Raw genomic sequence first — 13,546 nt, forward strand, 5'->3', positions numbered from 1 at the left:
CGGTGTCGCACAACTGTTTTCGCCATGTTCAGCAAGCGAGCGCAGTGGCGACCAGTTCACGCCAGCTCGCCTGCGCACCCTCCTTCGTCGCCTCGGTGAACCGCACTTCGCCGAGGCGACGTCGTGCTGTCTGCTCGATCCGTTCCACATCCGGTTGGGAACGGTCGGACAGGCCGCGCACTGCGGCACTCGCCGCGAGCAGCCGGACGGCCTGCTCATCGTGGTCGGCGCGTTGCGCCAGGTCGGCGATCCCGACGAGCACCTGAGCGGTCAAAGGCGCGTATCCCGCATCGGATGCCGCCTGGAAGGCCGCGTCGTGGTGTTCGCGGGCTTCATCGAGCCCGTCGGCGAGGTAGCCGAGCAGGTTGTGGGTCCGCGCCCTGACGTAGCGCTGCTCGGCATCGCTGCCGAGGAGGGTTGTCGCGAGATCGATCTGCCGGTACGCCTGCTCGGTGTCGTCGCTCCAACGAGCCAGCTCCGCCCTGGTCAGGGCGAGTTCGGCCAGTGCGTTCGGCCAAGCGGAGCGATCCGCGTGCCGCTGCGCCTCGGCCATGGCGGCCGCACTCGCCTCCGCATCGCCCAGCAGCCAGTACAGCTGAGCCTGCCGCGCCCGCATCAAGAAAACGTCCTCGATCGCGCCGACCTCGGTGACCACCGCGATCGCCTGGTCGAGATGCTCGCACGCACCGGCGAACTCACCGCGCATGGCGATTCGATTCGCCAGTTCGGTCAGAGCGAACGAGATCCCCCAGCGCTCGCCGATGGTCCGGAACTCGGCGAGCGCCGTCTCCAGATACTCGTCCGCCTCCCGCCCCTGCTGTCCCAGCGCGATCCGCGCCTTGCCGAGCTGGAGCCGGGCCAGCGCCCGCACCCAAGGGTCGTCATCGGTGAGCAGCGGTTCGAACGCGGGCAGCAACGCGTCCGGCCCCTGCAACATGCGTTCCAGCGCTGCGACGAACGCCAGCAGCGGGTATCGCCCCCGACTGCGTCGGCTGAACAGGTATGCCTTGTGGATCCATTCCTCCACTTGGTGCTCGTCACTCGGCCCGGAGCTCATGAAGTGCACGACCAGCCCGTACACCCTGGCCCTGATCTCGTCGTCCACCTCGCCGGACGTGTCGGCAGCCGCGGTGATCAGCTCCATGCCCTCGGCCTTGTGGCCGCCGAGCCACCAGTACCAGCCCGCGGCCGCCGCGAGCCGCATCGCCCCGGTCGCGTCCGCGGCCGCGAGCGCGCCACGCATCGCGACGGCGATGTTGTCGTGTTCGACCTCGAGCGTGGCGAGCCACTCCAATTGCTCGGCGCGGCGCAGGTGCGGCTCCGCGATGTCGGCGAGTTCGGTGAAGTACGCGAGATGCGCTCGGCGCGCCGAATCCGATTCGCCCGACTCCTCGAGCCGGTCCCGGGCGTACTGCTTGATCGTGTCCAGCATCCGGAAGCGCGGCCCGCTGTCCTCCACGGTACGCAGCAGCGATTTCTCGGTCAGCGCGGTCAGCAGCTCGAGCACCTCCCACCGCTCGACCGCCATGCTCTCCTCGCCCTGGGCTTCGGGCCCCGCGCAGACCTGCTCGGCCGCCTCCAGGCTCGCGCCGCCGGAGAACACCGCGAGCCTGCGCAGAACCATCCGTTCGGAGTCGGTGAGCAGCTCCCAGCTCCAGTCGACTACCGCTCGCAACGTCCGGTGCTGCGGAATCGCGGTGCGGCTGCCGCCGGTCAGCAGACGGAATCGATCATCGAGGCGGTGGGCGAGCTGGTCGAGGGACATGGTGCGCAGTCTGGCCGCGGCCAGTTCGATCGCCAGGGGGATTCCGTCGAGGGCCCGGCAGACGCGCGCCATGGTCGACAAGGTGGGAGCATCGGCCGCGAGATCCTGACGCACCGCACCGGCCCTGTCCCGCAACAGCTGCACCGCCGGGGATGACTCGATCTCGCCGGGATCCGCGTCCTGCGCGGGCAACGCCAACGGCTCGACCTGCCATAACGCCTCGCCCATGATGCCGAGCGGTTCGCGGCTGGTCGCGAGGATCCGCAGCCGCCCGCACTCTCCGAGCAGCCGGTGGGCGAACGCCGCCGCGGACTCGATCACGTGCTCACAGTTGTCCAGGATCAACAGCGTTTCGCGCTCGCGGATCGCCGCGACGAGCCGGTCCATCGGTTCCGCGTTCGGTGCGCCGCCGAGCAGCGCGTCGCGGAGTCCGAGCGCGGCGAGGGCGGATTGCGCCATGTCGCCACTCGCGCCGACGGACGCCAGTTCCACCAGCCAGGCCCCGTCGGGCAGGTCGTCGAGCATGGTTCGCGCGGTTTCGAGGGCCAACCTGGTCTTGCCCGAGCCACCAGGACCGGTCAACGTGGTGAGCCGATGGTTCGCGATGAGTTCGCGCACGGCGGCGATATCGGCGTATCTGCCCACGAATTCGGTCAACTCGGCCCGCAGGTTCGTGTTGCGGTGGTTCTCCTCCGTTCGCACTTCGCCGCGCAGGAGCGCCACGTGTAATGCGGAGAGTTCCGGCGACGGATCGACGCCCAGCGTGTCGGCGAGTGCCTCCCGTGCGCGCTGGTACGCGATCAGCGCCTCGGCGCCGCGACCCGCGGCGCCGAGCGCGCGCATCAGCGCGGCGACGAGCCGTTCCCGCACCGGGTGCCGGGCCACCAGCTCGGTCAGCTCGGTGATCAGCTCCGTACCCCGGCCGAGGCGGACCTCCGCTTCGTACCGATCCTCCATGGCGGCGAGGCGCAGCCCCTCCAGCCGGGTGACCACCGCGTCGAAAGCCTCGCTGTCCGGTATTCCGACGTCCTGCATCGGCGCGCCGCGCCACAGCTCGACGGCCTCGTGCAGGAGCTGGGCCTGTCGCGCGTCGTCACCGCCGCGGGCCTGGTCGAGAAGCCGTTCGAACCGCAGGGCGTCGACGGCGTGGGGTTCCACCGTCAGCCGGTATCCGCCCGCCTGCCCGTCGAGCGCCCCGTCCGGCAGCACCCTGCGCAGCCGGGAGACCAGTGCCTGCAAGGCGTTCGCCGCGTCGGCGGGCGGTTGCTCACCCCAAATCCAGTCGACCAGCGTCGCTTTCGGGACTACCCGACCTGGTTCGAGCGCGAGCGCGATCAACAGCGCCCGCAACCGAGCGCCCGGTACCTCGATCAATCCGCCGTCGTCTAGTCGGATCTCGAGCGGTCCAAGCATCCCGATCTGCACCGGCCCATTCTGCCGTGGACTCTCGGCGGTGAGCCGGGCCGCCCGTCCCCGCGGTGATAACCGCTCCGATGGCGGCGACCGACACCGGTCGGCCGCAGCGTGCCGAGATGTCGGCTTGCCGGAGAGCGGGCGCATACGCGATCTGATCGGCTCTGCGCGGAGGCGATGCGCGTCGACCAGGGCGAACGCCGTATCGGCTGCGTGTCAGGCCGGTATCAGGTCGGTGTCAGCCAGTCGGGCGACAGTTCTCCTGTGAACAGTTCAGCAATGACAGGGCTGAGGAAGGTGTTCCGGACGCCGCTGTGCACCAGTGCACTTGCCCACGGTGTGCGCTCTCTCCCGGTCACCTGGGAAAAGGGGTAGCCGGTGGAACTCAGAGTGGACCGTGAGCGCTGCGTCGGCGCCGGCATGTGCGCACTGACCGCCCCTGGAGTATTCGACCAGGACCCGGAGGACGGCCGGGTGGCGCCGCTGGACCTCACACCCGCGCCCGAGTGGGAGCAGGCCGTCCGCGAGGCGGCCCAGTTGTGCCCGTCCGGCGCGATCACCATCGTTCGACAATCGCCGCGAGAGGAAATTCGATGAGTCAGACGGCCCCCATCCCGCACGGCCTCCCCCTGGAGCGCGACGCGGGACCCTTCGACCCACCCCGCGAGATCACCCGGCTGCGTGAGCTTCGTCCGGTCAGCCCCCTGATCTTCCCCGACGGTCACGAGGGCTGGCTCGTCACCGGCTACGACGCGGTTCGCCGGCTCATGGCCGACACCCGGTTCAGCTCCCGCCAGGACATCGGCATCGTCCACGTGCCGTACGAGACACCCAGCATGCCCGTCGCCACCGAACCGTCACCGCAGGTGCCGGGTTTGTTCATCGCCATGGACCCGCCGGACCACACCCGGCTGCGGCGCAAGCTGACCGGCGCGTTCACCGTCAAACGGATGAGGCAGCTCGAGGAGCACATCATCGACATCGCCGAGCGGCAATTGGACCAGATGGCGCGGCTGACCCCGCCGGTCGACCTGGTCGAGGAGTTCGCGCTGCCGGTGCCTTCGCTGGTGATCTGCGAGCTGCTCGGCGTGCCCTACGCGGACCGCGAGACCTTTCAGGTCAACTCCGCCAAGTTCTTGGTCAAGGACCAATCGCTCGAGGAGAAGATGGCGGCGTACGGCGCGATGACGACGTACCTGGCCGAACTGGTCACACGCAAGCGCGCCGAACCCGGCGAGGACATACTGTCCGACCTGGCCCGCCACGACGACCTCACCATCGAGGAGCTGACCGGCATCGCCTTCCTGTTGCTGCTCGCGGGCCACGAGACCACCGCGAACATGCTCGCGCTCGGCACCTTCGCGCTGCTGGAGCACCCCGAGCAACTGGCCGAACTGCGCGCCGACCCGGATCTGCTTCCCGACGCCGTCGAGGAACTCATGCGCTACCTGTCGGTCGCCGACATCTTCTATCGCTACGCCACCGACGACATCGAACTCGGCGGTGAAACGATCGGCAAGGGTTCCACCGTGGTCGTCTCGCTGCTGGCCGCCAACCACGACCCCCAGCGTTTCGACCATCCCGACACCCTGGACCTGCACCGCAAGGCCCGCGGCCACTTGTCCTTCGGCCACGGCGTCCACCAATGCCTCGGCCAGCAACTGGCCCGCATCGAGATGCGCGCCGGTTTCGCCGGACTGCTGCGCCGCTTCCCGACGCTCGAGCTCGCCATCCCCGCCGGTGCGGTGAAACTCCGGACCGACATGAATATCTACGGCGTCCACGAACTGCCGGTCACCTGGACGGAGACGGCACGGTAGAACTGTCGGCCGAGCGCGTGGGAACGCGCCTGCACGGCCGGTCCGTCAGCCCTGGCCGTATCGGTTGTCGGCCAGGGCGGGCATGCCCATGACGAGGCGCGCTGTGGCCAAGGCGCGCAGCGTATTTCCGGCGTCGTCCTCGTCACCGGCGGCGGGGTGGTTCGAGCCCATGCGAAAGAACACGAAGTAGGCCGTGTGGGCCGCGACGGACCGGTGGCATGAATACCGCTCACGGACAGAATGAACACCCTCGCCACGGTTGGATCGGCATATCGCACACGAGCACCGCGGCGAAACTCTTGCGATCCCACTTTTATACTCGCCGGTAACAATTGGAATCGAGAATAGCCAATGAGTAGCTGGCGACTTATTTTTGGCTCTGACATCGCTCTTTGCGAGGGAATGATGGTTGCGAGTCGAACGCGTATTGACGGATGGGAAGCGGCACGGGCAGAATCGGCCGGGTTGATCCCGGGGGTGGAGGAGTTATGCGCGTAAAAACCGATATCCATTTCACCGTCGGCGTCGATCCCATCCGGGTGTTCGATGCGGTCGCCGCGATCGAATTGCTTCCCGAATGGTCGACGCATTCGGATGCGCGCGTGGCCACCCGCGGTGAATCCGGTCGTCCGCAGCGGGTCTACGTCACCGCGGAGACTCCGCTCGGCAAGTCCGATCTCCAGGTGCTGGAATACGACTGGACCGCGGACCGAGTGTCGTGGCAGGTCGTGGACAGCTGTGTCGGCGTCGGCGGCGGTGGCTGGTTCGAAGTCGCCGAGGACGGCGCGGGATCGCAGGTCTGGTATCACACCGAGCTGCAATCCTCGCTCTTGCTGCCCGGGCTACTCCTCAAGCGCAGCGTCCGGCGGGAGGCCGAGACCGTCGTGCAGAACTTCATCGAATTCGCCGAGGGATATACCGCGCCCCCGAAATCACGCGCCGTATAGGTCGCTCCGCTTCACCATTGGATATCCGCGACCGAGTTCAAGGGGGCGGCCACTTCCTCCGGCGCCAGTTGCAGATCCGCGTCCCGCAGCGCTTGCGGGAAGTGGAAGCGGGCTCGCTGCTCGATCTCGGTCAGCGGCAGCTGGAAGACGCGGAACTCGTCGAGATCGAGCACTTCCAGCTGGTCCAGGTTCTGGCTCAGCAGGAAGCCCCGGGCCTTCAGTTCGCCGTTCTCCCGGAACGCGATGACCTTCCAGAACTCGCGCGGAATCCTGACCTGCCGGAATTCCTGGTCGTCGTCGGTGAAGACCGGGCCGCCGAACGCGCTGACCTTGAGGTCGTCGACGGTGACGTCGGCGAAGACGGCGTCCTCGAGCCGCCCCCAGACCCCATCGCGCATGCTCTGGTTGAAGTCGTCCATCTGCGGGGTGATGTTGGTGTAGAAGAACGAATCCTCGTTGGCCTTCTTGGCCTCGGGCAGGCTGCCCCACAGTAGGTCCGCGCGGCGGGCGAGGTGGCCGCGATCGAGCCGGTTGTCGCGGTACAACTCGTTGCCGACCTGGGCGTCCGCGTCGAGCCGCGCGTCCTTGACGAAGTCGATCTTCTTCCGCGACAGCTTCTTGATCGAGCCGCCGTCGATATTCCAGGCCACCCAGATGGCGAAGCGGCGCGAGCGGCGCATCGCGAGGGAGAAATGCGTGTAGTGCAAGACATCGGCGCCGTCCAGGGTGGTCGCCACGTCGGGGCGGACCTCGGCGTCCACCTCGGGGACCGGAATCGGCGACGCGAGGAAATTCGGGTCGTATCCTGCGACGGCCGCGGCTTCCTCCGCGGCCGGCGGGGTCAAGGTGATGCCGAGCTTCTCGAACACCGATTGCGGCAGGCAGGCCAGCGCGTGCTCGTCAGTGTCCGCGCCCGTCTCGCCTGCGAAATGCAATCCGGCCAGCACGGTGCTGGTCTTGCCGTCGGGGAGCTCGAAAATCCACGCCGATCCGGAGTCGCCGCCGCTGCTGATCTCGCCGTCGACCGCGGGATGGTCCGGGTCGGGCCCGATCTCGAAGCCGCCGATGCTTCTCGTGCCAACGCCGTGATAGTCGATCTTGGCGACCACGTCGACGCGCCGCACCATGCCGTGGGTGACCTGGGTGGTCCGGCCGCTCTTGATCACCTTGTCGCCCAGCTCGGGTTCGCCGAGGCGGTCCGGGACGACGTCCAGGCCCATGATCGCGGCGCTGAACCGCCGGTTCTCGATGTCGGCGACGGCGCAGTCGCCCGCCGTGCCGAGATGGGATCGGATCAGCTTGCCGAGCCGGTTGCGGTCGACCCGGTTGTCGTCACGCGGGCCCGGCTGCACGACGTCGTCGCCGAGATTGCCCGCCGCGGTGTTCAGGACGTGCCAATTGCTCAGCACATACGGTGTTCCGTCGTCCCGGTCGTAGACGACGCAACCGATCGTCCCCGCCGTAGTGCTCGGGTGGGCAACGCTGATTCCCGGCACGATCGGGTCGAGGCGCGACTTGCGCTCGGGCGCGGCCGCTTCGGTGACCAGCCGGAAGGCCGGCTCGAACGTGCGCTGTAGCACGTCGGTCGGTACCTCGATCCCGTCGACGGTGACGGTCTCCGGAATCGCCGACGTGCCAAGCGCTTCCAGCGCCTCCGGTTCGGACACCTTCTCGTGCACGGTGAACTGCACCGCGATCTCGCCGGTCGATTTTCCGTCGACTTGCTTGTGGCCGATGCCGATCGAGGAGATATTGGGGTCTTCGAGGAAGTTCTCGCCCTTGCTGCGGATGAATTTGCGCAGTGCGGCGAGAAGGTCGTCGTTTCGGGTGTTCGTCCGGCGGGCTGGTGAATTCTTTTTGGCAGGCATGGTGGCTCCGTGATCGAGGTGAGCGTGGCGTCGACGGCGCTGTCGCACCAGCTATCGCCATTCTCTGGTCACAGTCGTGCCCGCACACGAGTAGCGAACTACTCGAACGACGGGTGCCGCAATGCTGCGCAAAAGTTAGTTCGCATAACCAAAACAGTAGGTAGAGCCTATGCGTGCTGTCGGTTTCAGCGACGTTAGATTTTCACCGATGTTCGGCCAAGGCTGTCGCCGTCGCGGTCACGAGGCCGATCAATCGAGTTCGGTCGATGCCGGGAAGCCTGCGGGCCAGCTCGTGCTCCAGCTCCGCGCGGAACTTGTGTCGCACCGCCGAGCCCTGTTCGGTGGGAACGGCGCGAGTCACGCGGCGGTCTCCCGGGTCGGTCTCCCGGACGAGTAGCCCTCGCCGCTCCAGCCGGTCGACCATGCCGGTCACATTGGTCTTGTCACAACCGAGCGTCGCGGCCAGCTCGCCGAAGGACGGCGGCCGGTCGGCGCCGAGCAGGCACAGCAATTCGGCTTGCTGACTCGTCAATTCGAGGCGTCGCGCGATCGAGGTGTAGAGGGCGCTGATCTCGCGGTGCAGCCGTGCGAAAGCGGGCGCGAGCCCCTGATCATCGGGCGGCATGGGGAAAGTCTATGTCATCGACAGTTGACATCCTCGCTGATTTGGTTGATGATCTCGACTATCGCCATGGTCATCAATGGGAGGTGAGATGCCGGTCGCGATCGTCACCGGAGGATCCCGCGGCATCGGTCGCGCCATCGCCGAGCGTCTGGGCGCGAGGGGAGCCGCCGTCATCGTCAACTACCGATCGAACCGGCAGGCCGCCGAACAGGTGGTGGCCGCCATCGAGGGCTCCGGTGGGCAGGCGTGGGCGGTGCGGGCCGACGTCGCCGACCCGGCGGGCCCGCGCAGGTTGTTCGACGCCGCCGAGGAGCGTTTCGGCGGCGTGGACGTCTTCGTGAACAACGCGGGCGTCGGGCGTTTCGGCTCGATAGCCGAGGCCACCGACGAGGACTTCGAGCTGATGTTCGCGGTCAACACCAAGGCGACGTTCGTCGCCCTGCGTGAGGCCGCGAAGCGGTTGCGCGACAACGGCCGCATCGTCGTCGTGTCCTCCGGCGCGACACTGACCCACCGGCCGGGCTCGGGTGTCTACGGCGCCAGCAAGGCCGCCGTAGAGCAGCTGGTTCGGGTGCTGGCCAGGGAACTCGGCCCGCGCGGCATCACGGCCAACAGCGTGCTGCCCGGTGTGGTGCGCACCGACGCACTCGCCGCGTCAGGGGCGATCGGGGCGAATCAGCAGATCGTCCAATCGATTCCGCTCGGCCGCATGGGCGAGCCCGACGACATCGCCGACGTGGTCGGCTTTCTGACGTCGGAGGAGGCCCGCTGGATCACCGGGGCGAGCGTGCCCGCCGGTGGGGGAGCGTTCTGAACCGCGAACGTACCGGGACGGAGACGGTCCGAGACGGAACCAGGGTGTGCGCGCCTAGATCTCGATGTGAGCGCCCATGATCACCGTGCGCTCGCGGGGTAGGCCGAACTGCTCGGCGGCGTCGGCGGTGATGTAGGAGGTGGCGATGAACAGCCGCTTGCGCCACTGGGCCATCGTCGGCTCGGTACCGGGGCGCAGCTCGATCTTCGACAGGAAGTAGGACGCACGGTCCAGCTGCAACGGTCCCTCGGTGAGAGCGGGGTCGAGCAATGCCAGCGCGCCGGGCACGTCTTGCGACTCCATGTAGCCGAACCGGGCGCACACGTGGATGATGCCGTCTTCGGTGTAGCCGAGGGAATCGACGCTGATCCGTTCGTCCGCCGGAACCCGCGGCACGGGTTCGGTCTCGATCGACATGATCACGACGTGCGCGTGGCGCACGTGGTTGTGTTCGGCGTTGGCCCGCAGGGCCAGCGGCGCGGTTCGTTTGCCTCGGTTGAGGAAGACGGCCGTGCCGGGGACCTCGAGTATCGATGGGTCGCCCGCGTGCAAGTGGTCGACGAACTCGCGCAGCGACCCCTCCCGCCGTTCGCGTTCGGCGGTGACGATGTCGCGCCCGCGTTGCCAGGTGGTCATGATGGTGAACGCGGTGAGACCGATCAGCAGCGGCAGCCACGCGCCGTGCACGAGCTTGGTCAGGTTGGCCGCGACGAACAGCAGGTCCACCGACAGCAGGGGGACGGCGCCAAGGGCGAGCAGCCAGCGCGGGATATTCCAGCGGGCGCGGGCGACGTAGAAGAACAACAGCGTGGTGATGGTGATCGTGCCGGTCACCGCCATGCCGAACGCGTAGGCCAGCGCCGCCGAACTGCGGAAGGCGAACACCAGGGTGAGCACCGAGACCATCAGCAGCCAGTTGATCCACGGCACGTAGATCTGGCCGACCGTCGCCTCCGAGGTGTGCGCGATGCGCAGCCGGGGCAGGTAGCCGAGCCGGGCGGCCTGGGATGCCACCGAATACGCGCCGGTGATCACCGCCTGCGACGCGATCACCGTAGCGGCGGTGGCCAACAGCACCAGCGGCAGGCGGCCCCATGCGGGCATGAGCAGGAAGAACGGGCTGCTGACGTGGCCGGGATCGTCGAGGATCAGCGCGCCTTGGCCGAAATAGCTGAGGATGCACGCCGGGAACACCAGAAACAGCCAGCCACGGGTGATCGCCCTGCGACCGAAATGACCCATGTCGGCGTACAGCGCCTCGGCTCCGGTCACCGCGAGGACGATCGCGGCCAAGGCGAAGAAGGCGGTGCCGAAATGGCCGAACAGGAAGCCGAGCGCGTAGGTCGGTGACAGGGCTCGAAGAATCTGCGGATGATCGGCGATGCCCGCCACCCCGCACGCGCCGATGACGGCGAACCAGGCGATCATCACCGGCCCGAACACCCGGCCCACGGCCGAGGTGCCCCGGCGCTGCACCAGGAACAGCGTCACGATGATGACCGCGGTGATCGGTACGACGAAATCCGCCAGCGACGGTTGCACGACCTCGATTCCCTCGACGGCGGACAGCACGGAGATCGCCGGAGTGATCATGCTGTCGCCGAAGAACAGCGAAGCGCCGAAGATGCCCAGCGCCGCCAGCGCCGCGGTCTGCCGTCGGCCGTGCTGCGAACCCCACCGCCGCAGCTGCGTGATCAGCGCCATGATGCCGCCCTCGCCGTCGTTGTCGGCGCGCAGGGCCAGCAGGATGTAGGTGACGGTGACGATGATGGTGACCGACCAGAAGATCAGCGAGACCACGCCGTACACGTTGTCCACGCTCACCGGCACCGGATGTGGGTCGGCAGGGTTGAACACCGTCTGGATGGTGTAGATCGGACTGGTGCCGATGTCGCCGAACACCACGCCGAGTGCGGCGACCACCACGCCGAGCCGCGCGGTGTCGTGTGCGCTCGTCGCGGAGGGCGCGGGGGGCCGCTCCTCGTCGGATGTGGTCGTGTGCTGCCGATCGGTCACCGAGTCCTCCTAGCGCGGGCTGTCCGGCCGCCCGTGCGGACGATACCGTTCCCGGAGTTGGGCCGTCGGGCAGTAGCCGCCGCATGACATCCGGCGTCGTGCCTACCGCGGCTCAATACGACACGCGCGTCATGCGGATCTCGGAGATCGACATGCCCCGGCGGCGGCGGAACAATCCACGCAGTGTTCCGGCGTTGAGATAACCCACCTTGGCGGCCACCGCGTCCACCGTGAGCGAAGTGGTGCGCAGCAGTTGCACGGCGCGTTCCAGGCGGATGTCGTGCACGAATTCCGTGGGGGACATGCCCAGTTCGGCGTGGGTGGCCCGCTGCAGGCTGCGTTCGGTGACGCCGACGGCGCGAGCGGCCTGGGATATCCGGAAATTCTCGCCGAGGTGTGCGCGGACCCAGCGTTCGAAGGCGGCGGTGACGGAATCGCCGCGGGCGATGATCTCGGGGACGATGAACTCCCGTTGCGGTCGGCCCGCGCCCACCGCCAGGTAGCGCATGGCGCGTTCGGCCAGGGCCGGGCTCTTGCTCGCGATCAGCGACAGCGCCAGGTCCATGTGCGAGAGCGCGGCGCCCGCGGTGGTGACGCGTCGACCGCGACACAGCGTGCGTCCCTCGTCGAGTTCCACGTGCGGGTAGCGGCGCCGGAAGCTGGGGCCGAGCCACCAGCTCGTGGTCGCGGGGGAGCCGTCCAGCACGCCCGCCTCGGCCAGGAAGAACGTTCCGGTGCAGGCGCCGGCGAGGTGAGCGCCCCGATCGCGGGCCGCGACCAGCCGGTCGAGCACCGGACGGCTGGCGGGTGCGGAAACCAGGTCGATCAGCGCCGCGGCCTCCAGGACGTTCACGGCGGGCACGATCATCAGATCGAATCCGTCGCCGAGCTCGTCGAGCGGGATCGTCGGCACGGTGTGGCCGTTGCCCGACCGCACCGTGGCGCCGAACGACGCGCTGTGCACCCGCCACGGCTGCGGCGGGTCGGGCAGCTCGGTGCGCACGGCGTTGGCGGTGTTGAAGGTTTCCAGTAGGGCGGCGTATCCGAAATCGGCTACGCCGTCTACCACGAAGACGACGACGTCCATGTCGGAAACGGTACCGAAGATGTCGTTTGCGACACTCGGTTCCGCCGGGATTCTGTCCTACCGTCATCGCGAGACGGCTCGCCGCCGAGCGAACCGGGGAGCCGATCGAACCCGCCGTACCTCGTTTGGGAGCGTGACCATGATCGAAACGACCGGGACGCATCACATCCGGTTGACCGTGACCGACATCGCCCGGTCGCGTGCCTTCTACCGAGATGTGCTCGGTTTCCCCATCGCCGCCGAATCGCCAGGCAGCCCCGACGATCCGGAGGTGCGCGTCGACCCGATGCGACTGTTCGGCGGGGTGGTGTTCCAGGCCAACGGCATGTTGCTCGGCCTGCGTCCGGTCGCCGATCCGGCGGACCGATTCGATTCCGAACGTGTGGGTTTGGATCATCTCAGCTTCACCGTCCCGGCGCGGGACGATCTGGTGGCCGCGGCCGCTCGCCTGGCCGATGCGGGCATCGAACACGGGAAGATCACCGAGATGGCCGATTTCGGCATCGCGATCCTGTCGTTCTCCGATCCCGACGGCATCCATCTCGAACTCACTGCGCCCCTGTGAGTTTGCGTCCGCCCGCAGCGGGCATGCCCGATCCGGAATGAACGCTGTCCTGATGAAGGCTTGGCCGACCGGCCGTACGAGCGGTGCGGTCGTGCCGGGGAGGTAGGCCGATGCTGGTCCAGCGTGCGCGACCGCGGAAGCTGTCCGAGGATTCGGCGCTGCCGAGTCCGAGCGCACTGCTGTGCGCGCTGGGCGGCCAGCACGTGCAGGGCCCGGTGAGCCGGTGGGCGCGCGAGCTGACCGAACTGCACCGGCGGCGCCGGGAGGACGCACGGGAATCGGTCGGGACGCGGCGGCGGCGCGCCGAGTTGGTCGAACGGATCGACACCTGGGCGGCGCTGCACCTGCCGTGCGCCGACCCCGCGGTGCGGGTGCACCACGAGAGCCTGGGGGAGATGATCGACCGGATGGCCGCCGTCGCGGAAGACGCGTTCCATCTGCTGATGCACGACGATCCGGGAGGCGAGCGCATGCACGCGGCATGGACCCGGCTGGCCGAACTGGAGATCGCCTACGCCGATCTGGTGCGCGCGATCGGGGACGGTCGTCGGCGTCTTCCGTCCGGACGAACCGGCGCTTCGGGGGCCCAGTGATGCCGGGGTGGCCTACCGGCGGTCGATCGAGTG

General features: G+C 68.1%; 12 protein-coding genes. 6 read left to right on the forward strand and 6 right to left on the reverse strand.

What is annotated here, in order from left to right:
- Positions 1 to 28 precede the first annotated feature (28 nt).
- On the reverse strand, positions 29 to 3,190 hold the full coding sequence (locus ACIHAX_RS28810) for a BTAD domain-containing putative transcriptional regulator (RefSeq protein WP_355072646.1): 3,162 nt from the start codon (positions 3,188 to 3,190) through the stop codon (positions 29 to 31).
- 366 nt (positions 3,191 to 3,556) lie between these two features.
- On the opposite strand from ACIHAX_RS28810, the gene ACIHAX_RS28815 reads away from it, so the two are divergent.
- Complete coding sequence (locus ACIHAX_RS28815) at positions 3,557 to 3,775, forward strand: ferredoxin (RefSeq protein ID WP_364427546.1); 219 nt, start codon at positions 3,557 to 3,559, stop codon at positions 3,773 to 3,775.
- A complete protein-coding gene (locus ACIHAX_RS28820) occupies positions 3,772 to 4,998 on the forward strand; it encodes a cytochrome P450 (protein WP_397280666.1) in 1,227 nt (408 codons plus the stop codon). The genes ACIHAX_RS28815 and ACIHAX_RS28820 overlap by 4 nt, the downstream gene beginning before the upstream one ends.
- Positions 4,999 to 5,043: 45 nt before the next feature.
- On the opposite strand, the gene ACIHAX_RS28825 is transcribed toward ACIHAX_RS28820, so the two are convergent.
- Complete coding sequence (locus ACIHAX_RS28825; RefSeq protein WP_355072651.1) at positions 5,044 to 5,169, reverse strand: hypothetical protein; 126 nt, start codon at positions 5,167 to 5,169, stop codon at positions 5,044 to 5,046.
- A 317-nt stretch (positions 5,170 to 5,486) separates the two neighbouring features.
- Between ACIHAX_RS28825 and ACIHAX_RS28830 the strand changes: the two genes are divergently transcribed.
- The gene (locus ACIHAX_RS28830; RefSeq protein WP_364427554.1) at positions 5,487 to 5,945 is read left to right on the forward strand and encodes an SRPBCC family protein; all 459 of its coding nucleotides are present in this window, start codon (positions 5,487 to 5,489) and stop codon (positions 5,943 to 5,945) included.
- 11 nt (positions 5,946 to 5,956) lie between these two features.
- Here the strand turns inward: ACIHAX_RS28830 and ACIHAX_RS28835 are convergent, their stop codons facing one another.
- Both ACIHAX_RS28835 and ACIHAX_RS28840 read right to left on the reverse strand, forming a co-directional pair.
- Positions 5,957 to 7,813, reverse strand: coding sequence for a DNA/RNA non-specific endonuclease (locus ACIHAX_RS28835; protein ID WP_397280669.1), 1,857 nt, complete (start codon positions 7,811 to 7,813; stop codon positions 5,957 to 5,959).
- Between the two features lie 202 nt (positions 7,814 to 8,015).
- On the reverse strand, positions 8,016 to 8,438 hold the full coding sequence (locus tag ACIHAX_RS28840) for a MarR family winged helix-turn-helix transcriptional regulator (RefSeq protein ID WP_397280671.1): 423 nt from the start codon (positions 8,436 to 8,438) through the stop codon (positions 8,016 to 8,018).
- 88 nt (positions 8,439 to 8,526) lie between these two features.
- Here ACIHAX_RS28840 and ACIHAX_RS28845 point away from each other — a divergent pair, with 88 nt between their 5' ends.
- The gene (locus tag ACIHAX_RS28845; RefSeq protein ID WP_397280673.1) at positions 8,527 to 9,252 is read left to right on the forward strand and encodes a glucose 1-dehydrogenase; all 726 of its coding nucleotides are present in this window, start codon (positions 8,527 to 8,529) and stop codon (positions 9,250 to 9,252) included.
- Positions 9,253 to 9,306: 54 nt separating this feature from the next.
- On the opposite strand, the gene ACIHAX_RS28850 is transcribed toward ACIHAX_RS28845, so the two are convergent.
- Together ACIHAX_RS28850 and ACIHAX_RS28855 are read right to left on the reverse strand one after the other, a co-directional pair.
- Complete coding sequence (locus tag ACIHAX_RS28850) at positions 9,307 to 11,175, reverse strand: potassium transporter Kup (protein ID WP_397280725.1); 1,869 nt, start codon at positions 11,173 to 11,175, stop codon at positions 9,307 to 9,309.
- A gap of 205 nt (positions 11,176 to 11,380) precedes the next feature.
- Positions 11,381 to 12,355 carry a helix-turn-helix domain-containing protein gene (locus ACIHAX_RS28855; RefSeq protein WP_355072661.1) on the reverse strand — a complete coding sequence of 325 codons (975 nt, stop codon included), beginning with the start codon at positions 12,353 to 12,355 and terminating at the stop codon, positions 11,381 to 11,383.
- 139 nt (positions 12,356 to 12,494) lie between these two features.
- On the opposite strand from ACIHAX_RS28855, the gene ACIHAX_RS28860 reads away from it, so the two are divergent.
- Positions 12,495 to 12,920: a VOC family protein gene (locus ACIHAX_RS28860; protein WP_356964988.1), complete on the forward strand. Its 426-nt coding sequence runs from the start codon at positions 12,495 to 12,497 to the stop codon at positions 12,918 to 12,920.
- 110 nt (positions 12,921 to 13,030) lie between these two features.
- A complete protein-coding gene (locus tag ACIHAX_RS28865) occupies positions 13,031 to 13,513 on the forward strand; it encodes a DUF4254 domain-containing protein (protein WP_364427568.1) in 483 nt (160 codons plus the stop codon).
- The last annotated feature ends 33 nt before the right edge of the window (positions 13,514 to 13,546 follow it).

Source organism: Nocardia sp. NPDC051929 (genome assembly GCF_044548645.1).
Taxonomy (GTDB): Bacteria; Actinomycetota; Actinomycetes; order Mycobacteriales; family Mycobacteriaceae; genus Nocardia; species Nocardia sichangensis.